The organism is Thermoactinomyces sp. FSL K6-2592 (assembly GCF_038006465.1).
Lineage (GTDB): Bacteria > Bacillota > Bacilli > Thermoactinomycetales > Thermoactinomycetaceae > Thermoactinomyces > Thermoactinomyces vulgaris.
In genome coordinates this window covers 674,722-700,750 of sequence record NZ_JBBOVH010000001.1, presented here as the reverse complement: position 1 = coordinate 700,750, position 26,029 = coordinate 674,722, and the positions used below count along the sequence as shown (strand labels likewise).

The following is a 26,029-nucleotide window of genomic DNA, read 5'->3' as shown; positions in this document are numbered from 1 at the left end:
AAAGGAATGTCAATAGCAAATTTTTTCTTTTTATGTTTTGAACACTTCACGAAAAAAGGTCTGTCGTTCTTTTTTTTCGCTATAATAGGTGGAGAAAGCTTTACAAATGCGGAGGTTTAATCGATGAAACCCATTTATTTGGATTATGGGGCCACCAGTCCCGTACGGCCGGAGGTCATGGAAATCCTTCTTCCTTTCTTCCAAAAAGAATATGCCAATGCCGGCAGCATCCATGATTTCGGACAACGAAGCCGGGATGCAATCGAGTTGGCAAGAAAACAGGTGGCTGACTCGCTGGGCGCTTCATCCCCGCGGGAAATCATCTTTACCGGAAGCGGCACCGAAGCCAATAACCTGGCCATCCTGGGAGCGGCCAGAAAACACCGGAACCGGGGAAATCATGTGATTACGACATCCATCGAGCACCCTTCGGTCCTGGAAGCATGCAAACAATTGGAGAAAGAAGGGTTTGAGGTCACTTACCTGCCGGTCGATCCATACGGCCGAATTTCTGTGGAACAAGTCAAAGATGCCCTGACGGAGCAAACCATTCTGGTCAGTGTCATGGCCGCCAACAATGAAGTGGGAACGCTGCAACCGATCAAAGAAATTGGCCGGCTCCTTCGCGACACACCGGTTTTGTTTCATACCGACGCGGTGCAATTTTACGGCAAAATCCCCTTTTCCGTTCAGGAACTGGGCGTGGACCTTCTTTCCGTCAGCGGGCACAAAATTTACGGCCCCAAAGGAATCGGCGCTTTGTATATCAAAAAAGGAATCCGGATTGAACCGGTTCTCTTTGGCGGGGGCCAAGAAAGAGGCCTGCGTCCCGCGACCCAAAACACGCCCGGAATCATCGGTCTCGGAGCAGCCGCTTATCTGATGAGCCAAGAATTGGAACAAGAACGGCAACGGTTGACCCGGTTGCGCGATCTGTGCCTGAAGCGGATCCAAAAGGAAATCGGCCAAGTGGATTTAAACGGCCATCCAAGCAACCGGTTACCCAACAATCTGAATCTCAGTTTTCACGGGGTCGAGGGACAAGCCGTTTTGTTGGAACTCAACCGCAAACAAATTTTTGTTTCCAGCGGTTCCGCTTGCAGTGCAGGGAAACATGCCCCTTCCCATGTCCTGATGGCCATGGGCAAAAGTGAAGAACAAGCCTATCAAAGCCTTCGCATCACCTTTGGCAGGGAAACCACCGAGTCGGATATCCATCAACTGGTGGATCATTTAAAAGAAATTCTTGAAGACTTGCGATCCTTCTTGCGAAACAAACCTTAATACTTGGAGGCTGTTTCCATTGCAAAAATATATCAAAGGATGCTTGAAGTTATTGTCCGGTTTGCTGATTGCCGTTTTGTTTTGGATTTTGTTTGTCTTTTTGCAACAAGTGAATTATCGGGATCCGGAACAGATTTACTTAATGGGAACCCCTGTCGCCTACGGGTTTGTCTTTTTCTTTTTATGTATCTCTGTCGGTTTTATCTTTTCCTTTTTCAAAAACCGGTTCCAACCCGCCAAATTAAAAAGGCGTTTCTTTGTTTTTGCTTTTTTCTATTTGGTCAGCAGCCCGCTTGTGATTTTAAGCTTTGACAATTATTTGCTCGTGACTCCCCAAGGTCTCGGTTACAGCCGCTTTTTCAGCATCGAAGACATGCATTTTTACCGCTGGCAAGACATCAATCACGTGGTTTTGGACTACAAGCCGGAACAACTTCCGTTTATGAAAGAAAAACTCCGTCTTCAATATCACATCCATTTTAAGGATGGAACAGCCTACAACCTGAACAGTTACAATTCACCGCTTTATGATGCCAGCCAATTCAAGGCGATTCATCGCACGTTGCTTCGGAAACAAGTTCCGGTGATGATTGAACGTCCCTTGCCTGCGGATGTTTCCCCCGATTCATTCATTTATCAGATGTTCCATTTTCACTCGCAATAAAACATCCCCTCCCCAGGCTGACAACCCGGGTGAGGGGATGTTTTCAATCATTTGGCCAATTCATAAATGGCTTGGGCATAAATCGCAGTGGCCTTCAGCAATTCATCCACATCGATATATTCATCACGCTGGTGTGCGGTTTCGGCACTGCCCGGGAACAACGGCCCAAAGGCAACGCCGGTGTCCAGGACCCTAGCATACGTTCCTCCTCCAATGGCGAGAATCTCCGCTTTTTCTCCGGTTTGTTCTTCATAGACTTTCGTCAGCGTCCGGATCAAGGGGTGATCCGGTTCCACAAAATGAACCGGCTTATGGTCGGCCTCCGGAATTTGGAAACCGTATTCGGCCAATTTTTTCTCTGCAGTTTGCAAAATCTGACCGGCATCGCCGTTTTTGGGATAGCGGATATTGATGCGGATCATTTGTTTTTCCCCGGCTTCAAAGCGGAAAACCCCGGCATTGACGGTAAGGGGTCCCATCCATTCATCGGACACCTGAATGCCCAGTTTCTCCCCGAAGAAACTGTCCACAAAAAGATCATTGATCATGCGGACATAATTTTCCCCTTCCGGATCCAAAGGAACTTCCGCGAGGAAACGGGCCATAAACAACGCCGCATTTTTTCCTTTGTCCGGTTCCATGCCATGATGGGCTTTCCCCTCCATCACAATGGTGACACCCTCGTTGCTTTCTTCGGCGTATCCCTGAATCCTGCGGGTAAGCAGATAGTCTTGAACCTTTTCTTTCAATGCGAAGACATCCCCGTCTCCACTCAGCCGGACGGTGGCCACGTCCGGAACCATGTTTACGCGTTCCCCGGATTCAAATCGTTCCAATGTCCATGCGCCATCCCTGTTCGCCGGTTTTTGGCCGGATTTTACCGCCTGGATATCCAAAAAGCCTTTCTCGGCCGCAATGATCGGAAAATCGGCATCCGGGCTGAATCCCATCACCGGCATCTCTTCTTTCTCGAAATAATGAGCCATGCAGCGCCAACGGGACTCTTCGTCCCCTCCCACTATCAGCCGGATCCTTTTGGACAAATTGAGCCCCAGATCCCTGATGATCTTCAAAGCAAAATAAGCCGCCATGGTCGGGCCCTTGTCGTCCAAGGCACCACGGGCATACAATTTTCCATCGCGGATTTCGGGTTGAAACGGAGGACTCGTCCATCCATCTCCCGCCGGAACCACATCCACATGGGACAAAATTCCGATAATCTCCTCCCCATCGCCGTATTCAATATGCCCGGCATAACCGTCCACATTTTTGGTTTGAAAGCCGTCCTTTTTGCCCAATTCCAACATATAATGAAGTGCTTCCGCCACTTTTTCCCCAAACGGAGCCCGGGCGGAAGCCGTGGATTCATCCAAAACACTTGCAATGGACAATAAGCTTTTTAATTCCGCTAACAATTCATCTTTCCGTTTCAACACTTCTTCCTGCCATGCCACTTGGTTCATAACCGACTCCTCCTGTTTCACGTTCATGCCTTTTCTCCTTTCCGTTATGTATAGTCAGAGATGATGAGCCAAACGTGAATATTCTCCTTAAAATGGAATAAGTCTCTTTTTATGGGATTTATTAGATGCATGACTTATTTCTAATTAATATACCACGTTTGGGTAAAAAGAGTAAATGAAGCAAGCTTCACCCCCGTTTCCAGACTGTTCATATATTTTAATAAAAAAGAAAAGACTTGTGTTGCCACAAGTCCCATCAACCTTCCAAAAATTTTAAGACGTGGTAAAAGAGAAAGCCCATCACAGCCGTACCCGGAAGGGTCAGCACCCAGGCATAAATGATTTTTCCGGCCACACTCCAACGCACGCTGCGGACCCGTTCAGCCGCACCGACGCCAATGATTGAACCCGTGATGGTATGTGTCGTACTGACCGGAATCCCAATTTTCGCCACCGTCGTCAACAAGATGGCCGACCCGGTCTCAGCGGCAAAACCTTGCGGCGTTTCCAAACGGCTCAACCGGGAACCGATCGTATGGATGATTTTTCGTCCGCCCATTGCGGTTCCCAATCCCATGGACAAACCTGCAGCCACTTTGACCCAGCTTGGCACCGTCAATTCACTGTATGAACCGTACGCCACCAAAGCCATGGCAACAATCCCCATCGCTTTTTGCGCATCGGACGCCCCGTGGCTGAATGCCATAAACGCTGACGAAACGATCTGCAACGGTTTAAAAATCCGTTTCACCCGGGAGCGGGGCATGGTTTGGAAAAGTTTCCGAATCAATTTGATCAGACTTCCCGAGAAAAGTGCTCCCAATACGGGAGAAATCAACATGGCTACAAGAATCATAATAATTCCATGAACTTTAAGAACGCCAAAACCTTTATATGCAATCACCGCCCCGATCAAACTGCCGATCAAGGCATGGGATGAACTGGTGGGAAGTCCCAACAACACGGTGATGATATTCCACATGATCACTGCCAATAAAGCCGATATCAACAAAACCAATGTCACATTTTCCGGATCCACAATATCCTTTCCGATCGCTTTTGCAACCGCCGTGGAAAAAAAGGCCCCGGCCAAGTTTAATCCCGCGGCCATGAGAATGGCTGCCCACGGGGATAGCGTGCGTGTCCCCACCACCGTTGCAATCGCGTTGGCGGTGTCATGCCATCCGTTTGTAAAATCAAATATCAATGCCAATACCACAACCGCAACCAGTAACCAAAACGGATCAAGCATACTTCATTACCACACTTTCCATCACGTCCATCACATCTTCAAAGGAATCCGTGACGCCTTCCAGTTTTTGATAAATCTCTTTCATTTTGATTAATTCAATCGGGTCAATCGCCTCTTCAAACAACGCACTGATGCTTTCCCGCATTAATTTGTCGCCTTCGTTTTCCAACGAATTGATTTCGACGGAAATCCGGCGAATGGTATCATAATCCCGCTTTTCCAATGCGACAAATGCTTCCTGTAACTGTCGCGCCGATTTTTCCAGGATTTCTCCATACTGGATCAGGTAAGGCGTCGTTTTGTTGACATGCATATAAACAAACCGCGCGGCGCACGCTTCAATCCCGTCCAAAACATCATCCAGATAATAAACCAATTTCAAGATGTCTTCATGATCAAGAGGAGTGACAAACGCCTTGTTGAGTTCCTGGATCACAAGATGAGTGTAATCGTCCCCCTTATGCTCCAGTTCTTTCAATCTTTCCGCATATTGTTCCTTTTCTTCCAGGGTTTCCACGTTTTCGCGGAACAGCTGTACGGCCTCGATGATGTTGGTGGTTGCATCCACCATGGTTTGGTAAAAAATCTTGTCCTTTGACCGGTTAAAGAGCACAATCGTTTCCTCCCAATCAACCATTTTTTAACTAAAAATTATCTTATTCTTAAAAAAGAAGTTTTGAAATACCTCAGCCTGAGACTTAACCAATTATTTATCTCTGATTTAAAAAAACTTAACAAAAACTTTACATTGGAAATAAAAAACACACGACATATCTTGATATCCAATGCGGTTTGGCGGTATTGGAAGAAAAGGAACAACAGGCACCACGGGCTTTTTCAGGGACGGACCGGATCCAATCATTTATTTTAACACAGAAGTAAACAGCTGACTTAAAGGAAGAATCTTCTTTTCCATCTTGCAAAATTGTCCCGACGACGGAAATGCACTCTGTTTTATCTATTTCCCAAATGAAAAGATTATATAAATGCATAAAAAAAGACACCCTTTGCAGGTGTCTTCAAAGCCAATCCGGCGAGGCGTCACATATGAACATTGCTGTGCAAATAGGTTCCTTCAATTTGTAAATAAAGCAAATTGATCTCACTGATTTTCTTGGACAGCTCGTTCATTTCCTCGTTGGTTTTAAAAAAGAGCTCTTCATCTTCTGTATCCTTCAATTTTTCATAAAGCTCCATATAAGCTTGTTCAAGTTGTTGGAGCCGGTCCGGAATTTTGGCACACACTTGTTGGCAAGCCCATTCAAATTCCTGCTTCTTCTCCGGGGACAAACTTTCATAATCCACGTGCAAAACCGGCCGCATCAATTCCAACTCTTGGTCATAGCGAAGCTCAAAAGCGGGTTTTGTCATCATCTTCACCTTCACCTTTTTAGGGTTGCGGCTTTTCTTCCGTATTTAACTGCATATTGCGTTTCACTTGATCTTGCAAATCCTCTTTGATCAATTGCTCCGTTTTCAGCTCGATCTGATCCGGATCCCCTCCGGCTTCTTTCCAATCTTTGAGCAAACCGGACACTTCTTTGCGGTAATCTTCATCCAGTTTGTTGCCCACCTCATCAAAACGCTGTCTCACATAGTTTTGCAGCTGTTCATTTCTTTGTTCAATCCAGGAACGGATTTGTTGAAAGGTTCGCTGGTCGATTTTTTGATCATCTTTGATAAAGTGGTTGGCTTTTTTCAGACGATCCGATTCCTGGTCCACTTTGGTTTGCATATCGGCATAATATTGTTGCAGGCGTTCTTCATCATAGTGATGGGCTTTTTGCACCGAATTGATTGCACGGATCGCCCACGGTTGCCGGGATTCTTTCAAGCGTTCCGTTTCGGATGACAATACCTTTTCCAATTCCTGTTCATTTTTGACGGTGGCATAATCCCCACCGGTTTGATCGGCTATGTTTCGCAATTGCTGTTCGGTTTTCGCTTCCACATCCAAACCGATCACATGAACATTGGCTGCGGTGTCGGACAAATGCAGGGCTTGTGCCATTTTTTCCGGATTGCCGTCACAGTTGTCATAACCGTCCGTGATCAGAATGACATGGTTTTCCACCTGACCGGGTGCCCCTTTTTTCATATCCGGTTGGGATTTAAACAATGCCAGGGCCAGGGGATTGTAGCCCGTCGGTTGAACCCGGCTCAAAGCTTGTTCCAACTGTTTTTGGTCATACCGGGAACCTGCATAAATTTTTTGGGTGCTGTTGCATGACCGGTCCCGGTCCTTCAACTCCGGACTCCCTTCATGTCCGTAAATGCGCAACTGGAAATCCACCGTATTTTGCGGAAAGCGTTTGGCCAATTGTTGAAGTGATTTTTTCACCGCATCCATCTTCGGTTGTTCTTTCAATTTTCCTCCCATGCTCCCGCTCGTATCCAGTAAAACCACATAGTTCATTTTTTTGTTTTCCGGATCCGTCTTCGATTTCTTCGCTGCCTCTTCCGCTTGCAGCCAGCGGTCTTTCACATTGCGCCATGCTTCGCTTTTGGCTTTATAGGTTTGATGGGAGAGTGCATCAAACGCTTCGATATCCTCTTTATAATTTTCGCCGACCAACCCCAGCAAATAAGCATAAGCTTTGTCATCCGACAAGCCTTTCGGCATTTGCTGCAAAGCGTTGATGACTTCATTCCGCTCATAATTTTTCCCGGCGTATCTTCCTTGCCCGTCATCATTCAATATCGCCTGCAACTCGGTGTGGGGAGCCGGGCTTTTGGGAATGCTTCGATCCTTTTCCTCTTCGTCCGGATTCTCTTCTTTGGCTTGTTCCTGTTGTTGAAGCGTTAATTTGTCCACTTTCTCGATTTCATTGCCTGTGGTTTGCTGGATTTTTTGGATCACTGACGCGCAACCACTTGACATCCCGACCGTCAACAACAGGAAGCCTGTCAGCAGGACTCGACTTTTGCTGATACGCATAAGCCCTCCTTATCCTATCCTCTTCATTGATCTATATATATCCAACCTGAGAGAAAAACATCCCAATTTGATTTTAGCTTACTTGATGCACTTTGATTTCGCAATAGGTGCAGCCTGCCTTCATTCGACAATCTCGGGAAAGATTTTATCCGATCAAAGGGCGTTCTTCCGGATACCGGAAAGGAGGCGGATCAATGTCGCGGGCAATGGCCAACGCCAGAGTGATCGGACCAAGACGCCCGGCATACATGCTGAAAATGAGAATAATTTTTCCCATCTCGCTCAAATGGGGGGTCAGTCCGGTGGACAACCCCACGGTTCCCACGGCGGAAACCGCTTCAAACAAGGCAGACAGGATGTCGGTTTGTTCCGTGATCGCCAAGAGCATGGTGACGATGATCACCAGTGTTAAGGAAGCCACTGTAATCGTCAATGCTTTATACACATGTTTCGTGGGAATCCGGCGCCGGTAAGCCACCACATCCTGACGTCCCCTCATCATGGTCCACACGGCCAACAAAATCACAGCCAGCGTGGTGGTTTTGATTCCTCCCCCGATGGAGCTGGGAGACGCTCCCACAAACATCAGCAGGATGGTGAAAAACAATGTCGCCGGATACATGTGGCTTAAGTCCAGAGTTTGAAATCCTCCGGACCTGGGAGTGACCGCATGAAAAAAAGAAGCCAACAGCTTTTCCTTCAAAGAAAAAGATTGCATGGTTTGGGGATTGTTCCATTCCGTAAATAAAATGACCAGCATTCCGATGCCAAGGAGCAGGCCGGTCATGGTCAACACCAATTTGGTATGTAAACTGAGCCGCTTGGTTTTTGGATAATGGATCAGCTCCAGGATCACGATAAAACCGATGCCACCCAAAATCACCAGGAAGCCGACAATCAGATTGACCCACGGATCGTGCACATAAGCTGTCAACCCGGCAAATGCCCGGGTCTCTCCAAACAAGTCAAAGCCTCCCTGGTTAAAAGCGGAGACCGCATGAAAAAGCGCATAATACAACCCTTTTTTGATCCCCCAATCCGGGACGAAACAAAAACACAAAGCGACAAACCCGGTTCCCTCGACAATCAGGGTGATGAGAAACACTTTCAAAACAAGGCTGACCACCCCTTGCAATTCCAATTGATTGAATGCTTCCCGCAAGACCAGCCGCTCCTGCACGCCGATTTTTCTCCCCAGAATCATGGCAAACAAAGTGGTGAGAGTCATGATCCCCAGTCCGCCGGTCTGAATGAGCAGGAGGATCACCATTTCGCCAAATGTGCTGAACGTTTGAGCCGTATCCACCACCACCAGTCCGGTCACACAAACGGCAGAGGTTGCCGTAAATAAAGCATCAATCCATGGAAGCGGCTGTCCGCTTTCGGTGGCAACAGGCAAGGAAAGGAGAAAGCTCCCGGCCAAAATCGCCACCACAAAACCGATGGCAAGCACTTGAGCCGGATTTAATCTTTTCTTTTGAAATGATTTGTTTTTCTTGTACAACACACGACATCATTTCCTTTTGTAAAATTTGTTGAATGTCTTTGGATTGGTTATAATGAGATCACCGGGTAAAATAGCATTATACATCAATTTTTAGCATGGGACGGATTCATTATGACCAGAAAACCTCGAGTTGTCGTTGGCATGTCCGGCGGCGTGGACTCTTCTGTTACAGCCTGGTTACTGAAAGAACAAGGATATGAAGTGATCGGCCTGTTTATGAAAAACTGGGATGACACCGATGAATTCGGTCATTGTACCGCCACAGAGGATTATGAAGATGTGCGGAGAGTGTGCGCACAAATCGGCATCCCTTATTATTCGGTAAACTTCGAGAAAGAATATTACCAAAAAGTGTTCCAATATTTCCTGGACGAATACCGAAAAGGCCGCACCCCCAATCCGGATGTCATGTGTAACCGGGAAATCAAGTTTGGCGATTTCCTCAAAAAAGCCAAACAACTGGGAGCAGACTTGATCGCCACCGGACACTATGCACAAATCAAAGATGAAAATGGCACCAAATATTTGGTTCGCGGTGCTGATTCCAATAAAGACCAGACTTACTTTTTATATGCAGTTCCGAAACAACAATTGATGCAAGCCATCTTCCCGATTGGCCACATGCAAAAGAAAGAAGTGCGTGCACTGGCTGAAAAAGCGGGACTGGCCACCGCCAAAAAGAAAGACAGCACCGGCATCTGTTTTATCGGCGAACGCAATTTCCGTGAATTCCTCAGTCAGTATTTGCCGGCACAACCAGGCAAAATTTGCACGCTGGACGGCCGGGAAATCGGCGAGCATCACGGCCTGATGTATTACACATTGGGTCAACGCCAAGGATTGGGCATTGGCGGTTCCGGAACCGGCGAGCCTTGGTTTGTTGCCAAAAAAGATTTGGAGAACAATATTTTGTATGTGGTCCAAGGGCATGACCATGAAGCGCTCTACTCCAACGGTTTGTCGGCAACAGACGTCAACTGGCTGGGAGAAGGAAATTTGCCGGACCGTCCGTTTGAATGCACAGCCAAATTCCGTTACCGCCAACAAGACCAAAAAGTGCTTGTCCATCCTCAAGCTGACGGATGCCTGCACGTCGAATTTGAAAAGCCGCAACGCGCGGTAACCCCCGGACAATCAATCGTGATGTATCGCGATGAAAAATGTCTGGGCGGCGGCATTATCGATCACACTTTTTAACCTTTCTCCCATAAAAAGCCCGGGGACGGGGATCTCCCCGCCCTCCGTTTTCCTTTTAATTGCTTGAATAATTATATTTAACCCAAAAAAACCATTTTATATATTATATAAAAATAGAACTTTGGTCGGCTGTTCAAAAACTGGAAAATAGAGTAGCATATAAACGAGTTTTCATAAAGGAGGACTCATTTCCGTGAAAAATACATATCGCGGTGAACCGGAACACAAAGAGAATTTTTCCATCGATGAGTTCGGCTTACAAGTCAAGCGAAAAGCCCTGGTGTTTACCAGTGCCGGCATTGCTTGCCTGATCATGACTTTTTCCGCATATGTGATCGGAATGGAAGAAACTTATCCAACAGCATCCAAGCTTGAACAACCATTGATTTCGAAGAAAAAGTCAAATATCTCTGAACATGCAGTCAACGAATCCAGGCAACTGGCATCAGCGGATGTCGACCGACCGGCCACCACGGAGAACAACGGGGAAACTGCGAACACATCCATTCAGCCTGACACCAATCCAAACGACCCGGCACCGTCCGCTTCCAACCCTTCTCCGAAAAACGATCCGGCGACACAGGAACCAAAAAATCATGACTTGTCGGATATTGTGGCCATTGCCGATCCGGTTGGAGAAACGCCGGTTTATGAAAAGGATGATCCGGTACCATCCAACGATCAAAAACCGAAGTTTCCGCCACCCAAGTTTGAATGGAATCAACCGGGTTTCCTTGACCACTTGATTCCTTGCAAGCCTGAACCGTCCAAAGACTGCACAAAATCAATCATTAAAAAACCAGAAACAAACAACGATCTCAAATGGATTCATTTAAACCCCCATCACAAGGATGAAGATGACAAACAATCCAAGCGGCTCAACCAATCTGATTCATCTGATGTGAAAAAACAAGAAAGCCATCGACGGAGCCAAAACAAGCAGACCGTTTCAACCAAAGAAAAACCCAAACAAGACTTCAAACGGTTTCAAAAGCAGGCCTTGCTTTTCAAAATGAAAGACAAGCATCTACACAGCAAAATAAAGACCCAACCTGTGAAGAAAGAGCCGTTCTTTTTAAAAACAAAAACAAAATGGAATCATCAAAAAAGCAGCTAATTCAAATTGAATTAGCTGCTTTTTTGATGGCGTGCCCTGGAAGATTCGAACTCCCGACCTTCTGATCCGTAGTCAGACGCTCTATCCAGCTGAGCTAAGGGCACATATTTAATTGGTGCGGACGAAGGGACTTGAACCCCCACGGTCTGAAGTGACCACAAGAACCTGAATCTTGCGCGTCTGCCAATTCCGCCACGTCCGCACGTCATGGAGGCGGCACCCGGATTCGAACCGGGGATAAAGGTTTTGCAGACCTCTGCCTTACCACTTGGCTATGCCGCCATGTTGAATGAAATAAATCAGATCATCAAACAATAACTTTGAAAGGAGGAAACAATGGTGATTACCATTTCGTCAAAAATCGAAGGTTTACAGATTCCCTACGGAATTCTTCAAGAACAACTGGAACCTGAAGACTTCCATCTGGGTGGTGGCTATGATTACGACCACGGCTATCTCGACAAGCCTTTGGATTGGGAATCTGATCAAGGTTACCGTTACTATTTGCGTATTCCCCTTTACACGGTTAAAGGAGAATTGGAATCACGCAACGCCATCGTCAAAATCGGTAAACCTTTCATCATCAAACATGAATTTCTGACAAAAAATGACCCATCCGGAGATACCGGACTTGTCAGTTCTTTGGTGAATCAATTTTCCAAACCCGTCCCTTCAGCAGATGAACCCATTGATGACAAATGGATTCAGCGGGCTGAAAAAGTGATTCAAACCATTGAAGCCAAACTTGCAACCGTAAGTTGAAGATGGCAGGGGCGGTAGGAATCGAACCCACACTGGAGGTTTTGGAGACCTCTGTTCTACCATTAAACTACGCCCCTACGATGGTGCTGGTGGAGGGACTTGAACCCCCAACCTACTGATTACAAGTCAGTTGCTCTACCAATTGAGCCACACCAGCCAGTGGTGGCTCGGGACGGAATCGAACCGCCGACACGAGGATTTTCAGTCCTCTGCTCTACCGACTGAGCTACCGAGCCTCATAAAATGGCGGAGAGAGAGGGATTCGAACCCTCGAGGCGGGGTTTGCCCGCCTACACGATTTCCAATCGTGCTCCTTCGACCACTCGGACATCTCTCCGTGTCAAGTCATTCGAAAATAAGTTACTTACTTATTTCGTATTGTTTATCGTGCTGACAAATAATATGATACACAGCCCCTGTCTTCATGTCAAGACAAAATTTACTTTAGTTTTTTTCTGAAAACTCCCCACTCTGCCCTCTCACCTTAAAACCGGCGAGAAGATTGAACCCATTCCACCAAGGAACAGGACATGCCACGAGGAACAAAACTGTAAGATCAGGGCAATAATTTTTGAAAACAATTCCCCCTGTCTGAAATCAGGGGGGATTGTTTGCCTGGCAACGACCTACTCTCCCAGGGGTCATCCCCAAGTACCATCGGCGCTGGAGGGCTTAACTTCCGTGTTCGGGATGGGAACGGGTGGATCCCCTCCGCTATGGTCACCAGACAAAGATGTTATGGACACACCCTGAAAATGAGGATGGAAGAAGCAATGCAACCGTGAGAAGTAGTAGGGAAAGCCCTCGACCGATTCGTATCCGTCAGCTGAACACATTGCTGTGCTTACACCCCGGACCGATCTACCTTGTCATCTACAAGGGGTCTTACTTCCACGAAGGGAATGGGAAATCTCATCTTGAGGGGGGCTTCGCGCTTAGATGCTTTCAGCGCTTATCCCTTCCGCACTTGGCTACCCAGCGGTGCTCCTGGCGGAACAACTGGTACACCAGAGGTGCGTCCATCCCGGTCCTCTCGTACTAAGGACAGCTCCTCTCAAATTTCCTGCGCCCGCGACAGATAGGGACCGAACTGTCTCACGACGTTCTGAACCCAGCTCGCGTACCGCTTTAATGGGCGAACAGCCCAACCCTTGGGACCTACTTCAGCCCCAGGATGCGATGAGCCGACATCGAGGTGCCAAACCTCCCCGTCGATGTGGACTCTTGGGGGAGATAAGCCTGTTATCCCCGGGGTAGCTTTTATCCGTTGAGCGATGGCCCATCCACACGGAACCACCGGATCACTAAGTCCGACTTTCGTCCCTGCTCGACTTGTAGGTCTCGCAGTCAAGCTCCCTTCTGCCTTTGCACTCTGAGGGCGCGATTTCCAACCGCGCTGAGGGAACCTTGGAGCGCCTCCGTTACCTTTTAGGAGGCGACCGCCCCAGTCAAACTGCCCACCTGACACGGTCCTCCCGCCGGATGACGGCGGCGAGTTAGAACCCCGATACGGCCAGAGTGGTATCCCACCGGCGTCTCCACCGAAGCTGGCGCTCCGGCTTCGCAGACTCCCACCTATCCTGTACAAGCCGTACCCGGATTCAATATCAGGCTGCAGTAAAGCTCCACGGGGTCTTTCCGTCTTGTCGCGGGTAACCAGCATCTTCACTGGTAGTACAATTTCACCGGGTCTCTCGTTGAGACAGCGCCCAGATCGTTACGCCTTTCGTGCGGGTCGGAACTTACCCGACAAGGAATTTCGCTACCTTAGGACCGTTATAGTTACGGCCGCCGTTTACTGGGGCTTCGGTTCAGAGCTTCGCGTGAGCTAACTCTTCCCCTTAACCTTCCAGCACCGGGCAGGCGTCAGCCCCTATACTTCGCCTTGCGGCTTTGCAGAGACCTGTGTTTTTGCTAAACAGTCGCCTGGGCCTCTTCACTGCGGCCCCCTCGGGCCCGAAGACCCTAACGGGGCACCCCTTCTCCCGAAGTTACGGGGTCATTTTGCCGAGTTCCTTAACGAGAGTTCTCCCGAGCACCTTAGGATTCTCTCCTCGCCTACCTGTGTCGGTTTGCGGTACGGGCACCTTGTTCCTCCTTAGAGGCTTTTCTTGGCAGTGTGAGATCAAGAACTTCGGTACTGAAACTTCCCTCGCCATCACAGCCTGGCCTTAAGAAGAGACGGATTTGCCTGTCTCTTCAGCCTCACTGCTTGGACGCGCACAACCAGTCGCGCGATTCTCTACCCTCCTGCGTCCCCCCGTCGTCAACGGAACAAGGTGGTACAGGAATCTCAACCTGTTGTCCATCGCCTACGCCTTTCGGCCTCGGCTTAGGTCCCGACTAACCCTGAGCGGACGAACCTTCCTCAGGAAACCTTAGGCTTTCGGTGGAAGGGATTCTCACCCTTCTTTTCGCTACTCATACCGGCATTCTCACTTCCAAACGCTCCACCGCTTCTCACGAAGCAGCTTCGCTGCTGTTTGGAACGCTCCCCTACCATGTCCGAAGGACATCCGCAGCTTCGGTGAACCGTTTAGCCCCGTTACATTTTCGGCGCAGAGTCACTTGACCAGTGAGCTATTACGCACTCTTTGAATGATGGCTGCTTCTAAGCCAACATCCTGGTTGTCTGGGCAACTCCACATCCTTTGCCACTTAACGGTTACTTTGGGACCTTAGCTGGCGGTCTGGGCTGTTTCCCTCTCGACCACGGATCTTAGCACTCGTAGTCTGACTCCCGGAGGACGAGTCTGTGGCATTCGGAGTTTAACTGAGTTCGGTAACCCTGTGGGGGCCCCTAGCCCAATCAGTGCTCTACCTCCACGACTCCTCTCCGAGGCTAGCCCTAAAGCTATTTCGGGGAGAACCAGCTATCTCCGGGTTCGATTGGCATTTCACCCCTACCCACACCTCATCCTATGGTTTTTCAACACCAACAGGTTCGGGCCTCCATTCCGTGTTACCGGAACTTCACCCTGGACATGGGTAGATCACCCGGTTTCGGGTCGACGGCCACGTACTCATTCGCCCTGTTCAGACTCGCTTTCGCTGCGGCTCCGGCTTCTCACCTTAACCTCGCACGTAACCGTCACTCGCCGGTTCATTCTACAAAAGGCACGCCGTCATCCCTTTAAAAGGACTCCGACTGATTGTAAGCACACGGTTTCAGGTTCTCTTTCACTCCCCTCCCGGGGTGCTTTTCACCTTTCCCTCACGGTACTGGTTCACTATCGGTCGCCAGGGAGTATTTAGCCTTGGGAGGTGGTCCTCCCTGCTTCCCACGGGGTTTCACGTGTCCCGCGGTACTCAGGATCCGTCTCGGAGGGTGACCGATTTCGATTACAGGGCTGTTACCTTCTTTGGCGGGTCTTTCCAGAACCACTTCATCTATCCGTCACCTTTGTAACTCCGTGTGAGACGTCCTACAACCCCGGTTGGCAAAGCCAACCGGTTTGGGCTGTTCCCGTTTCGCTCGCCGCTACTCAGGGAATCGCGTTTGCTTTCTCTTCCTCAGGGTACTAAGATGTTTCAGTTCCCCTGGTGTGCCCCCGTCCATCCTATGGATTCAGATGGCGGTGCCAGCTCTTCAAGCTGGCGGGTTCCCCCATTCGGACATCCCCGGATCAACGCTCACTTACAGCTCCCCGGGGCATATCGGTGTTCGTCCCGTCCTTCATCGGCTCCTGGCGCCAAGGCATCCACCGTGTGCCCTTAGTAGCTTACCCTACTGGCTCTCTTGGAGATTACTTCTCCCGGTGATTGCAACTTGACAAGCGACGTGTGAAGATTCTCGTCAAACGAGCCTCTTCAACCTCGTCTTGCTTCTTCCATATCTCATTTTCAAGGTGCGTTCTTTTTCCTTTTGTCCACCGCCTTTTGCGGCGACAAGGAATAATATATCACGGCCGCAAGAAAAATGCAACCCTTTTTGTAGATGTTTTTTTCAAAAGAAAAGAACCATTCGCTTGTGAACAGCTCTTTATCTTGGTGGAGCTAAGCGGATTCGAACCGCTGACCCCCTGCTTGCAAGGCAGGTGCTCTCCCAGCTGAGCTATAGCCCCACAGTTTGAAGGAATTATTCCTTCAAAACCAAAGAGTGCGAGACATGACTCTTTGAAAGAAGAAACGTTTTTGCTCGAAATGAGCTCCTTAGAAAGGAGGTGATCCATCCCCACCTTCCGGTAGGGATACCTTGTTACGACTTCACCCCAATCATCTGCCCCACCTTCGGCGGCTGGCTCCTAAAAGGTTGCCTCACCGACTTCGGGTGTTGCAAACTCTCGTGGTGTGACGGGCGGTGTGTACAAGGCCCGGGAACGTATTCACCGCGGCATGCTGATCCGCGATTACTAGCGATTCCGGCTTCACGCAGGCGAGTTGCAGCCTGCGATCCGAACTGAGACTGGCTTTTTGGGATTGGCTCCCCCTCGCGGGTTCGCTGCCCTTTGTACCAGCCATTGTAGCACGTGTGTAGCCCAGGACATAAGGGGCATGATGATTTGACGTCATCCCCACCTTCCTCCGGCTTTCACCGGCTGTCTCGTTAGAGTGCCCATCCGAAATGCTGGCAACTAACGACAAGGGTTGCGCTCGTTGCGGGACTGAACCCAACATCTCACGACACGAGCTGACGACAACCATGCACCACCTGTCACCGCTGTCCCGAAGGAAACCTCCATCTCTGGAGGGGTCAGCGGGATGTCAAGCCCTGGTAAGGTTCTTCGCGTTGCTTCGAATTAAACCACATGCTCCACCGCTTGTGCGGGCCCCCGTCAATTCCTTTGAGTTTCAGCCTTGCGGCCGTACTCCCCAGGCGGAGTGCTTAATGGGTTACCTTCGGCACTGAGGGGCGTAGCCCCCCAACACCTAGCACTCATCGTTTACGGCGTGGACTACCAGGGTATCTAATCCTGTTTGCTCCCCACGCTTTCGCGCCTCAGCGTCAGTTACAGGCCAGAGAGCCGCCTTCGCCACTGGTGTTCCTCCCGATCTCTACGCATTCCACCGCTACACCGGGAATTCCGCTCCCCTCTCCTGCACTCAAGCTGACCAGTTTCAGGTGCCGCTCTGCGGTTGAGCCGCAGCCTTTCACACCTGACTTAATCAGCCGCCTGCGCGCGCTTTACGCCCAATAATTCCGGATAACGCTCGCCCCCTACGTATTACCGCGGCTGCTGGCACGTAGTTAGCCGGGGCTTTCTCCTTGAGTACCGTCAACCTTCCAGGCTGTTCGCCTGGAAGGAATTCTTCCTCAAGAACAGAGTTTTACAACCCGAAGGCCGTCCTCACTCACGCGGCGTTGCTCCGTCAGGCTTTCGCCCATTGCGGAAAATTCCCTACTGCTGCCTCCCGTAGGAGTCTGGGCCGTGTCTCAGTCCCAGTGTGGCCGATCACCCTCTCAGGTCGGCTACGCATCGTCGCCTTGGTGAGCCGTTACCTCACCAACCAGCTAATGCGCCGCGGGCCCATCCGCAAGTGACAGCCGAAGCCGCCTTTCCCCTTTTCCCCATGCGGGGAAAAGGACTATCCGGTATTAGCCCCGGTTTCCCGGAGTTATCCCGGTCTTGCGGGCAGGTTGCCCACGTGTTACTCACCCGTTCGCCGCTGGATCCTCATCCCGAAGGATGATTCTCCCGCTCGACTTGCATGTATTAGGCACGCCGCCAGCGTTCATCCTGAGCCAGGATCAAACTCTCCAAAAAAGTTTGATGTGAACTCTCAAGAATTAACGAGTCATGTCTTCACTCTTCAGTTTTCAAGGAACAAGTCATGCAGCAGTTTTTCGCGACAACGTTGAATATATTAACCCATATTTGATCACTTGTCAACAAAAAAATTAATTTTTTTCTCTCTATTATAAATCACACAGAAGAACTTTATTCTCCCTGGTAAACCCCTTGTACCGAAAGGCTTTTCGCCATGTCATTCAAATCCTTCACCACTTCATCCGAAAGAGGAATTCCTTGTTTTTTTCTTTGCAAATATCTTTGATATCTCCTTTCTCCCGGATAATAAACGCCATCACTGTTTGTGGAAGGAGGTGTTTCTTTCAACATCCGTAAAAAGGCGTTCATCCGTTTGTCATATTCCTTTAATGACATGAAATGCGGCACATGATACAGGATGAAATGGTGTCCCACACCAGCAAAGCCAGCCTTCTCTTCATAGATGCTGACTACATTTTTCCCGAAGGCGGCACCGCTTAAGACCCCGCAAAACATCTCAATTGCACATGCCAGAGCATATCCCTTGGCTCCCCCCAACGGCAGCATCGCCCCTTTGAGTGCGGCCGAAGGATCCGTTGTATCCATTCCGTTTTCATCAACGGCCCAGCCCTTGGGAATCGGTTTCTTTTCGCGGGCGGCCAAAATCACTTTGCCTCTTGCAACCATACTGGTGGCCAAGTCAACAATCAACGGTGGACCGTCGTTCACCGGAAAACCGAAAGCAACCGGATTGGTCCCCAGCCGCGGTTCTCTGCCTCCGGTTGGCACAATGCCCGGCGGGGTATTGGTCATGGCGATCAGCACCATATTCTCCCGCATGGCTTGCTGGCAGTAAAACGAACCTGTGCCGTTATGATTGCTGCGACGAATAAAGACACCGGCCATGCCCAGTTTTTTTGCAACGGGAATCGCCGCTTCCAGCGAACGGTAAGAAACCACTTGCCCCAACCCGTTGTCTCCATCCACGTTTAACGCCGATCCGTGTTGAATGATCCGAAGACACGGGCGCACGGAAATTCTGCCTTCCATCATCCTGCGCACATAAACCGGCAAACGGCTGATGCCATGGCTGTCGATTCCTTCCAAGTTGGCTTGTATCAATGAATCCGTTATTATTTTCGCATCTTTTTGAGAAACTCCGACCGCTTTGAGCACTGTTTCGGCAAATCGCCGCAGATCGGCATCTTTAAATCGCGGCAACGGATGGCAAACCTCCTTTCAGATCATTTGCGTAAAGAAAAAGGCCTGCATTGTCACAGGCCTTCCTTCTTTTCTCCGGATCCGAAAAAAATTAACCCAAAAGGGATTTTCTTTTCATTGCAACGGACAGAAGTACCATCCCGGCCAGGATTCCCCCAAGTCCAAACATCATTCCGGTTCCATATGACGTCGCGGTCTTGGGCAACTTTCCTCCTTGAGGCTGTTTGGAACCACCCTTTTGATTGTCATCGCCGGGCTGATCACCACCGTTTCCGGGATTTTTCGGATCATCCTGGTTTCCGGGATCATCGGGATTATTCGGGTCATTCGGTTGGCCGCTTCCTGGATCATCGGGCGCCCCCGGTTGATCCGATCCGCAATCATGGTTGAACACCAGTTTTGCAATCAAGATCTTCCCGATGACTTCATTGTTTATGTTCAATCTTACTTTTAAAACATACGTCCCTTTGGCGCCGTTCGGATTGGACCTGGGATCATATTTCACAAAAAGAGTTTCGTTGTCTTCTTTTACATCCAGTACTCCCTGATCCACTTTCTTCCCGTTCACCAACCCTTGATCGGAAGCCGGATACCAGTAAATTTCATAAGGCACCACCACTTTTAGCGGGGTGTCGGGAAGATCAACCAACTTAAAAACGCTTCCCACCTGTACTTTGAATTGAATCGAGGTGCAATTTCCCTTAAAAGGAATCGGCTTTAAAACATTTGCTTCAACCAACGATTTGAGCTTCGCTTGTACATCCGCATCGTCTGCCGCTGATGAAACGGCCGGATGTAAGCTGATTACCAACAACGAAACCAACGACAAAACAACTTGAGCAAGTTTAATCCATTTTTTTGTCATTTTATGTACCCCCTTACGGGGAATTAGTTTTCCACATCTTTTTTCAATTTCCTTCTTAAAATTGGATAAAATTGATTTAATTTGTAATTGAATAAAAAATATGTAAACATTCCAGGGAACACCTTTTTAGCAAAGAAAAAAGCTGCAAGTTTTAAATCACTTGCAGCTTTGCTTGGTTATCGGTTTGTTTGGAGCGGAAGACGGGATTCGAACCCGCGACCCTCGCCTTGGCAAGGCGATGCTCTACCCCTGAGCCACTTCCGCATATGGGGCGACCGGTGGGAATCGAACCCACGAATGCCGGAGCCACAATCCGGTGCGTTAACCACTTCGCCACGGCCGCCATCCAAAAAAAATGGCGGAGCTGACGGGATTCGAACCCGCGATCTCCTGCGTGACAGGCAGGCATGTTAGGCCTCTACACCACAGCTCCGCATTTGGTGACCCGTAGGGGATTCGAACCCCTGCATGCCAGCGTGAAAGGCTGGTGTGTTAAACCACTTCACCAACGGGCCGTTTCATGGAGCTCCCTACCAGGCTCGAACTGGTGACCTCTTCCTTACCATGGAAGCGCTCTGCCAACTGAGCTAAGGGAGCGGATGCTCTGGAGCGGGTGAAGGGAATCGAACCCTCGCATTCGGCTTGGAAGGCCGATGTTCTACCACTGAACTACACCCGCAACTGGTGCGGTCGGCGAGACTCGAACTCGCACGGCCAAAAGGCCACTACCCCCTCAAGATAGCGTGTCTGCCAATTCCACCACGACCGCAAAATGTTATGGAAATTAGAAAATCATCTCACGCTGATATAATTTAACACAGGTTCGAAAAAAACGCAACCCCTTTTTCAACAAAAAAAAGACGGGAATCCCGTCTTTTTTCCCCTTGATGCCACTGAAGATCACGCAGCTGAACCTTCTTGTTGCTGTCTTTTTTCTTCTCCTTTGGCAACAACGACTGCCACACACACATCCCCGGTGATATTGGTCGCCGTACGGCTCATATCCAGCAAACGGTCCACACCGAGTACAATGGCAATCCCCTCAACCGGCAGCCCCACCGATTGCAACACCAAAGTCAACATAATCATTCCGGCTCCCGGAACAGCGGCCGTACCAATTGACGCAAGGGTTGCGGTCAAAATAATCATGAGCTGATCATCAATCCCCAACGGAATTCCATATAACTGGGCGATGAAAATGGCGGCAACCCCCTGCATGATGGCCGTTCCGTCCATGTTGATCGTGGCGCCGAGCGGCAACACAAAACTGCTGATCGATTTCGGGACTTTAAAGTCATTTTCCGCCACATCCATGGTCACCGGCAGGGTGGCGGCACTGCTGCTGGTCGTAAAGGCAACTTCCATCGCCCTCATCATGCGTTTGAAAAAGAAAATCGGATTCATCTTCGCAAATACGGCAAGCAGTGTACTGTATGTCACACCCATATGCAACAACAACGCCAGCAACAGGGTGATCATGTATATCGCCATGGAACCGATCAACTCGATCCCGGATTCCCCGATCGCCCGGGCCATCAAGGCAAATGCCGCATAAGGGGCTGTGGCCATAACAAGGGTAACCAGTTTCAACGTCACTTCATTTCCCTGTTCAATCACTTCTCTGATGCGATTGGCCTTATCCCCCAATAAAGCGATTCCAATTCCAAACAGCAAAGCGAAAAAGATAATTTGCAGCATTTCCGCCTCAGCCATGGCTTTCACCGGGTTTTCCGGAACGATATTCACCAGGGTATCAATCATGCTCGGCGGCTTATCCACTTTCACTTCTTCCGCCGGTTGGTCAATCGTAACCCCGGTTCCCGGCTGGATGATATTTGCCAAAATAATGGCAAAAGTAATGGCGATTGCCGTTGTCAGAATATACAGGATAATCGTTTTCCCGCCGATGCGCCCCAGTTTTTTCGGATCGGCAATGCCGGCAGCTCCCGAAACCAGCGAGAAAAACACAAGAGGAACGACAACCATTTTAATTGCTTTAATAAATAAATTACTGACCGGGTCAAATAAATATTGATTCAAGACGACAAATGCAGATGGAAAATAAAGATTAAGAATAACACCAACTATCAGACCGAGCAAGATCCCGATCAAAATCTTTTTCGTCAAGGAAATCTTCTTCATAGCCTCACACCTTTCAAAAATAATTCGATAATTCATAAAAAATCAATTTTAAATTAATCAGACAATACAGGCGACAAGGTAATAATGACAATTTTATTATATATTTTATAAAGAAATATCTCAACTAAAAATTATCATCCTAAAAAAACCAAAAGATTTTATTTATCATTGCAAATTCCGGTTGCAAGCCGGTCCCCTCTTGTGCATTGGAATGAGAGCAGAAGATTTCAGATTCACGATCACTTTGCCCTTGATCCCTCTTCTCTGAAAATCATCCCCGTTTTCTTCGTACCGGCAAAGGTAAAAACACTTTTTCAATATTCATATTTTTTATCTTCACATAAACCTTTTTGGCAATTTTTCTCAATAGGATACTCCAAATATGTAAAATTTAAATTGCTAAATTTATATTTTTAAAAAAAGATACCTTAAATGCGCATGAAACATAAAAAAACCACCTTCAGCAAGACTGCTGAAGGTGGTTTGGGTGACAATTCGCCTGGCAACGACCTACTCTCCCAGGGGTCATCCCCAAGTACCATCGGCGCTGGAGGGCTTAACTTCCGTGTTCGGGATGGGAACGGGTGGATCCCCTCCGCTATGGTCACCAGACAATTTGATTGGCGTGCCCTGGAAGATTCGAACTCCCGACCTTCTGATCCGTAGTCAGACGCTCTATCCAGCTGAGCTAAGGGCACATGAACACACCCTGAAAATGAGGATGGAAGAAGCAATGCAACCGTGAGAAGTAGTAGGGAAAGCCCTCGACCGATTCGTATCCGTCAGCTGAACACATTGCTGTGCTTACACCCCGGACCGATCTACCTTGTCATCTACAAGGGGTCTTACTTCCACGAAGGGAATGGGAAATCTCATCTTGAGGGGGGCTTCGCGCTTAGATGCTTTCAGCGCTTATCCCTTCCGCACTTGGCTACCCAGCGGTGCTCCTGGCGGAACAACTGGTACACCAGAGGTGCGTCCATCCCGGTCCTCTCGTACTAAGGACAGCTCCTCTCAAATTTCCTGCGCCCGCGACAGATAGGGACCGAACTGTCTCACGACGTTCTGAACCCAGCTCGCGTACCGCTTTAATGGGCGAACAGCCCAACCCTTGGGACCTACTTCAGCCCCAGGATGCGATGAGCCGACATCGAGGTGCCAAACCTCCCCGTCGATGTGGACTCTTGGGGGAGATAAGCCTGTTATCCCCGGGGTAGCTTTTATCCGTTGAGCGATGGCCCATCCACACGGAACCACCGGATCACTAAGTCCGACTTTCGTCCCTGCTCGACTTGTAGGTCTCGCAGTCAAGCTCCCTTCTGCCTTTGCACTCTGAGGGCGCGATTTCCAACCGCGCTGAGGGAACCTTGGAGCGCCTCCGTTACCTTTTAGGAGGCGACCGCCCCAGTCAAACTGCCCACCTGACACGGTCCTCCCGCCGGATGACGGCGGCGAGTTAGAACCCCGATACGGCCAGAGTGGTATCCCACCGGCGTCTCCACCGAAGCTGGCGCTCCGGCTTCGCAGACTCCCACCTATCCTGTACAAGCCGTACCCGGATTCAATATCAGGCTGCAGTAAAGCTCCACGGGGTCTTTCCGTCTTGTCGCGGGTAACCAGCATCTTCACTGGTAGTACAATTTCACCGGGTCTCTCGTTGAGACAGCGCCCAGATCGTTACGCCTTTCGTGCGGGTCGGAACTTACCCGACAAGGAATTTCGCTACCTTAGGACCGTTATAGTTACGGCCGCCGTTTACTGGGGCTTCGGTTCAGAGCTTCGCGTGAGCTAACTCTTCCCCTTAACCTTCCAGCACCGGGCAGGCGTCAGCCCCTATACTTCGCCTTGCGGCTTTGCAGAGACCTGTGTTTTTGCTAAACAGTCGCCTGGGCCTCTTCACTGCGGCCCCCTCGGGCCCGAAGACCCTAACGGGGCACCCCTTCTCCCGAAGTTACGGGGTCATTTTGCCGAGTTCCTTAACGAGAGTTCTCCCGAGCACCTTAGGATTCTCTCCTCGCCTACCTGTGTCGGTTTGCGGTACGGGCACCTTGTTCCTCCTTAGAGGCTTTTCTTGGCAGTGTGAGATCAAGAACTTCGGTACTGAAACTTCCCTCGCCATCACAGCCTGGCCTTAAGAAGAGACGGATTTGCCTGTCTCTTCAGCCTCACTGCTTGGACGCGCACAACCAGTCGCGCGATTCTCTACCCTCCTGCGTCCCCCCGTCGTCAACGGAACAAGGTGGTACAGGAATCTCAACCTGTTGTCCATCGCCTACGCCTTTCGGCCTCGGCTTAGGTCCCGACTAACCCTGAGCGGACGAACCTTCCTCAGGAAACCTTAGGCTTTCGGTGGAAGGGATTCTCACCCTTCTTTTCGCTACTCATACCGGCATTCTCACTTCCAAACGCTCCACCGCTTCTCACGAAGCAGCTTCGCTGCTGTTTGGAACGCTCCCCTACCATGTCCGAAGGACATCCGCAGCTTCGGTGAACCGTTTAGCCCCGTTACATTTTCGGCGCAGAGTCACTTGACCAGTGAGCTATTACGCACTCTTTGAATGATGGCTGCTTCTAAGCCAACATCCTGGTTGTCTGGGCAACTCCACATCCTTTGCCACTTAACGGTTACTTTGGGACCTTAGCTGGCGGTCTGGGCTGTTTCCCTCTTGACCACGGATCTTAGCACTCGTAGTCTGACTCCCGGAGGACGAGTCTGTGGCATTCGGAGTTTAACTGAGTTCGGTAACCCTGTGGGGGCCCCTAGCCCAATCAGTGCTCTACCTCCACGACTCCTCTCCGAGGCTAGCCCTAAAGCTATTTCGGGGAGAACCAGCTATCTCCGGGTTCGATTGGCATTTCACCCCTACCCACACCTCATCCTATGGTTTTTCAACACCAACAGGTTCGGGCCTCCATTCCGTGTTACCGGAACTTCACCCTGGACATGGGTAGATCACCCGGTTTCGGGTCGACGGCCACGTACTCATTCGCCCTGTTCAGACTCGCTTTCGCTGCGGCTCCGGCTTCTCACCTTAACCTCGCACGTAACCGTCACTCGCCGGTTCATTCTACAAAAGGCACGCCGTCATCCCTTTAAAAGGACTCCGACTGATTGTAAGCACACGGTTTCAGGTTCTCTTTCACTCCCCTCCCGGGGTGCTTTTCACCTTTCCCTCACGGTACTGGTTCACTATCGGTCGCCAGGGAGTATTTAGCCTTGGGAGGTGGTCCTCCCTGCTTCCCACGGGGTTTCACGTGTCCCGCGGTACTCAGGATCCGTCTCGGAGGGTGACCGATTTCGATTACAGGGCTGTTACCTTCTTTGGCGGGTCTTTCCAGAACCACTTCATCTATCCGTCACCTTTGTAACTCCGTGTGAGACGTCCTACAACCCCGGTTGGCAAAGCCAGCCGGTTTGGGCTGTTCCCGTTTCGCTCGCCGCTACTCAGGGAATCGCGTTTGCTTTCTCTTCCTCAGGGTACTAAGATGTTTCAGTTCCCCTGGTGTGCCCCCGTCCATCCTATGGATTCAGATGGCGGTGCCAGCTCTTCAAGCTGGCGGGTTCCCCCATTCGGACATCCCCGGATCAACGCTCACTTACAGCTCCCCGGGGCATATCGGTGTTCGTCCCGTCCTTCATCGGCTCCTGGCGCCAAGGCATCCACCGTGTGCCCTTAGTAGCTTACCCTACTGGCTCTCTTGGAGATTACTTCTCCCGGTGATTGCAACTTGACAAGCGACGTGTGAAGATTCTCGTCAAACGAGCTTCTTCAACCTCGTCTTGCTTCTTCCATATCTCATTTTCAAAGTGCGTCGTTTTTTCATTGTTTCCATCGCCTCGCGGCGACAAGAAATAATTTAACACAAATCGACAAATTGCGCAAGACATTTTTTTAAAAAATTTTATGT

The 26,029-nt window shown here is 49.7% G+C and carries 14 protein-coding genes, 16 tRNA genes and 5 rRNA genes; 5 read left to right on the top strand and 30 right to left on the bottom strand.

Annotation, left to right across the window (positions count from 1 at the left end; all coding sequences use genetic code 11):
- The first annotated feature begins 123 nt into the window (after positions 1-123).
- Complete coding sequence (locus NYE37_RS03660; protein ID WP_037995888.1) at positions 124-1,284, top strand: cysteine desulfurase family protein; 1,161 nt, start codon at positions 124-126, stop codon at positions 1,282-1,284.
- Between the two features lie 19 nt (positions 1,285-1,303).
- Entirely contained in the window at positions 1,304-1,948 is a 645-nt protein-coding gene (locus tag NYE37_RS03655; RefSeq protein ID WP_037995890.1) for a hypothetical protein, read from the top strand.
- A gap of 47 nt (positions 1,949-1,995) precedes the next feature.
- Here NYE37_RS03655 and pepV read toward each other — a convergent pair whose 3' ends face one another.
- The 6 genes from pepV to NYE37_RS03625 form a co-directional block, all read right to left on the bottom strand.
- Positions 1,996-3,411 carry a dipeptidase PepV gene (gene pepV / locus NYE37_RS03650; RefSeq protein ID WP_340711774.1) on the bottom strand — a complete coding sequence of 472 codons (1,416 nt, stop codon included), beginning with the start codon at positions 3,409-3,411 and terminating at the stop codon, positions 1,996-1,998.
- Between the two features lie 256 nt (positions 3,412-3,667).
- The gene (locus NYE37_RS03645; protein ID WP_049720516.1) at positions 3,668-4,663 is read right to left on the bottom strand and encodes an inorganic phosphate transporter; all 996 of its coding nucleotides are present in this window, start codon (positions 4,661-4,663) and stop codon (positions 3,668-3,670) included.
- Positions 4,656-5,276 (bottom strand): DUF47 domain-containing protein, encoded by a 621-nt coding sequence (locus NYE37_RS03640; RefSeq protein WP_037995896.1) that lies wholly within the window; start codon positions 5,274-5,276, stop codon positions 4,656-4,658. The genes NYE37_RS03645 and NYE37_RS03640 overlap by 8 nt, the downstream gene beginning before the upstream one ends.
- 428 nt (positions 5,277-5,704) lie before the next feature.
- On the bottom strand, positions 5,705-6,037 hold the full coding sequence (locus NYE37_RS03635; RefSeq protein ID WP_037995898.1) for a hypothetical protein: 333 nt from the start codon (positions 6,035-6,037) through the stop codon (positions 5,705-5,707).
- 16 nt (positions 6,038-6,053) lie between these two features.
- Positions 6,054-7,601, bottom strand: coding sequence for a vWA domain-containing protein (locus NYE37_RS03630; protein WP_037995901.1), 1,548 nt, complete (start codon positions 7,599-7,601; stop codon positions 6,054-6,056).
- Positions 7,602-7,746: 145 nt separating this feature from the next.
- Positions 7,747-9,105, bottom strand: a complete 1,359-nt coding sequence (locus tag NYE37_RS03625; RefSeq protein ID WP_037995927.1) for a TrkH family potassium uptake protein — start codon at positions 9,103-9,105, stop codon at positions 7,747-7,749.
- Between the two features lie 114 nt (positions 9,106-9,219).
- Between NYE37_RS03625 and mnmA the strand changes: the two genes are divergently transcribed.
- Entirely contained in the window at positions 9,220-10,305 is a 1,086-nt protein-coding gene (gene mnmA / locus NYE37_RS03620; RefSeq protein WP_037995903.1) for a tRNA 2-thiouridine(34) synthase MnmA, read from the top strand.
- Between the two features lie 193 nt (positions 10,306-10,498).
- A complete protein-coding gene (locus NYE37_RS03615) occupies positions 10,499-11,422 on the top strand; it encodes a hypothetical protein (RefSeq protein ID WP_340711772.1) in 924 nt (307 codons plus the stop codon).
- Positions 11,423-11,449: 27 nt separating this feature from the next.
- Here NYE37_RS03615 and NYE37_RS03610 read toward each other — a convergent pair.
- The 3 genes from NYE37_RS03610 to NYE37_RS03600 form a co-directional block, all read right to left on the bottom strand.
- Positions 11,450-11,526: transfer RNA gene (locus tag NYE37_RS03610), tRNA-Arg, on the bottom strand.
- Between the two features lie 9 nt (positions 11,527-11,535).
- Positions 11,536-11,624: transfer RNA gene (locus NYE37_RS03605), tRNA-Leu, on the bottom strand.
- A gap of 6 nt (positions 11,625-11,630) precedes the next feature.
- Positions 11,631-11,704, bottom strand: a tRNA-Cys gene (locus NYE37_RS03600).
- Between the two features lie 57 nt (positions 11,705-11,761).
- Here NYE37_RS03600 and NYE37_RS03595 point away from each other — a divergent pair.
- Complete coding sequence (locus NYE37_RS03595) at positions 11,762-12,184, top strand: YugN family protein (RefSeq protein ID WP_165489731.1); 423 nt, start codon at positions 11,762-11,764, stop codon at positions 12,182-12,184.
- Positions 12,185-12,187: 3 nt separating this feature from the next.
- Here NYE37_RS03595 and NYE37_RS03590 read toward each other — a convergent pair.
- The 21 genes from NYE37_RS03590 to NYE37_RS03490 all read right to left on the bottom strand — a co-directional run bounded on the left by NYE37_RS03590 (position 12,188) and on the right by NYE37_RS03490 (position 25,808).
- Positions 12,188-12,261 (bottom strand) — tRNA-Trp (locus NYE37_RS03590).
- A 4-nt stretch (positions 12,262-12,265) separates the two neighbouring features.
- Positions 12,266-12,341, bottom strand: a tRNA-Thr gene (locus NYE37_RS03585).
- Positions 12,342-12,344: 3 nt separating this feature from the next.
- Positions 12,345-12,420, bottom strand: a tRNA-Phe gene (locus tag NYE37_RS03580).
- Between the two features lie 8 nt (positions 12,421-12,428).
- A tRNA-Ser gene (locus NYE37_RS03575) sits at positions 12,429-12,521 on the bottom strand.
- 276 nt (positions 12,522-12,797) lie between these two features.
- Positions 12,798-12,912: ribosomal RNA gene (rrf, locus tag NYE37_RS03570) — 5S ribosomal RNA — on the bottom strand.
- 64 nt (positions 12,913-12,976) lie between these two features.
- Positions 12,977-15,912, bottom strand: a 23S ribosomal RNA gene (locus NYE37_RS03565).
- A gap of 260 nt (positions 15,913-16,172) precedes the next feature.
- Positions 16,173-16,248: transfer RNA gene (locus tag NYE37_RS03560), tRNA-Ala, on the bottom strand.
- A gap of 92 nt (positions 16,249-16,340) precedes the next feature.
- Positions 16,341-17,889, bottom strand: a 16S ribosomal RNA gene (locus tag NYE37_RS03555).
- The 16S, 23S and 5S rRNA genes sit together here with 5 tRNA genes alongside, the layout of an rRNA operon.
- 174 nt (positions 17,890-18,063) lie before the next feature.
- Positions 18,064-19,113 (bottom strand): Ldh family oxidoreductase, encoded by a 1,050-nt coding sequence (locus NYE37_RS03550; RefSeq protein WP_049720529.1) that lies wholly within the window; start codon positions 19,111-19,113, stop codon positions 18,064-18,066.
- 91 nt (positions 19,114-19,204) lie between these two features.
- A complete protein-coding gene (locus NYE37_RS03545; RefSeq protein WP_037998340.1) occupies positions 19,205-19,978 on the bottom strand; it encodes a hypothetical protein in 774 nt (257 codons plus the stop codon).
- A 189-nt stretch (positions 19,979-20,167) separates the two neighbouring features.
- A tRNA-Gly gene (locus NYE37_RS03540) sits at positions 20,168-20,242 on the bottom strand.
- Between the two features lie 3 nt (positions 20,243-20,245).
- A tRNA-His gene (locus NYE37_RS03535) sits at positions 20,246-20,321 on the bottom strand.
- Between the two features lie 13 nt (positions 20,322-20,334).
- Positions 20,335-20,411: transfer RNA gene (locus NYE37_RS03530), tRNA-Asp, on the bottom strand.
- Between the two features lie 5 nt (positions 20,412-20,416).
- Positions 20,417-20,493, bottom strand: a tRNA-Glu gene (locus NYE37_RS03525).
- A 6-nt stretch (positions 20,494-20,499) separates the two neighbouring features.
- A tRNA-Thr gene (locus tag NYE37_RS03520) sits at positions 20,500-20,575 on the bottom strand.
- Between the two features lie 8 nt (positions 20,576-20,583).
- Positions 20,584-20,657: transfer RNA gene (locus tag NYE37_RS03515), tRNA-Gly, on the bottom strand.
- A gap of 3 nt (positions 20,658-20,660) precedes the next feature.
- Positions 20,661-20,747 (bottom strand) — tRNA-Leu (locus NYE37_RS03510).
- A gap of 131 nt (positions 20,748-20,878) precedes the next feature.
- On the bottom strand, positions 20,879-22,111 hold the full coding sequence (locus NYE37_RS03505; RefSeq protein ID WP_037998344.1) for a dicarboxylate/amino acid:cation symporter: 1,233 nt from the start codon (positions 22,109-22,111) through the stop codon (positions 20,879-20,881).
- A gap of 506 nt (positions 22,112-22,617) precedes the next feature.
- Positions 22,618-22,732 (bottom strand): 5S ribosomal RNA (gene rrf, locus NYE37_RS03500).
- Positions 22,733-22,741: 9 nt separating this feature from the next.
- Positions 22,742-22,818, bottom strand: a tRNA-Arg gene (locus NYE37_RS03495).
- Positions 22,819-22,872: 54 nt separating this feature from the next.
- A 23S ribosomal RNA gene (locus NYE37_RS03490) occupies positions 22,873-25,808 on the bottom strand.
- Positions 25,809-26,029: the final 221 nt, after the last annotated feature.

Excerpts from the sequence above, each read along its gene's own strand:
- pepV (WP_340711774.1), bottom strand. The coding sequence starts at position 3,411 with ATGAACCAAGTGGCATGGCAGGAAGAAGTGTTGAAACGGAAAGATGAA.
- NYE37_RS03630 (WP_037995901.1), bottom strand. The coding sequence starts at position 7,601 with ATGCGTATCAGCAAAAGTCGAGTCCTGCTGACAGGCTTCCTGTTGTTG.
- mnmA (WP_037995903.1), top strand. The coding sequence starts at position 9,220 with ATGACCAGAAAACCTCGAGTTGTCGTTGGCATGTCCGGCGGCGTGGAC.
- NYE37_RS03645 (WP_049720516.1), bottom strand. The coding sequence starts at position 4,663 with ATGCTTGATCCGTTTTGGTTACTGGTTGCGGTTGTGGTATTGGCATTG.
- NYE37_RS03635 (WP_037995898.1), bottom strand. The coding sequence starts at position 6,037 with ATGATGACAAAACCCGCTTTTGAGCTTCGCTATGACCAAGAGTTGGAA.
- NYE37_RS03545 (WP_037998340.1), bottom strand. The coding sequence starts at position 19,978 with ATGACAAAAAAATGGATTAAACTTGCTCAAGTTGTTTTGTCGTTGGTT.
- NYE37_RS03660 (WP_037995888.1), top strand. The coding sequence starts at position 124 with ATGAAACCCATTTATTTGGATTATGGGGCCACCAGTCCCGTACGGCCG.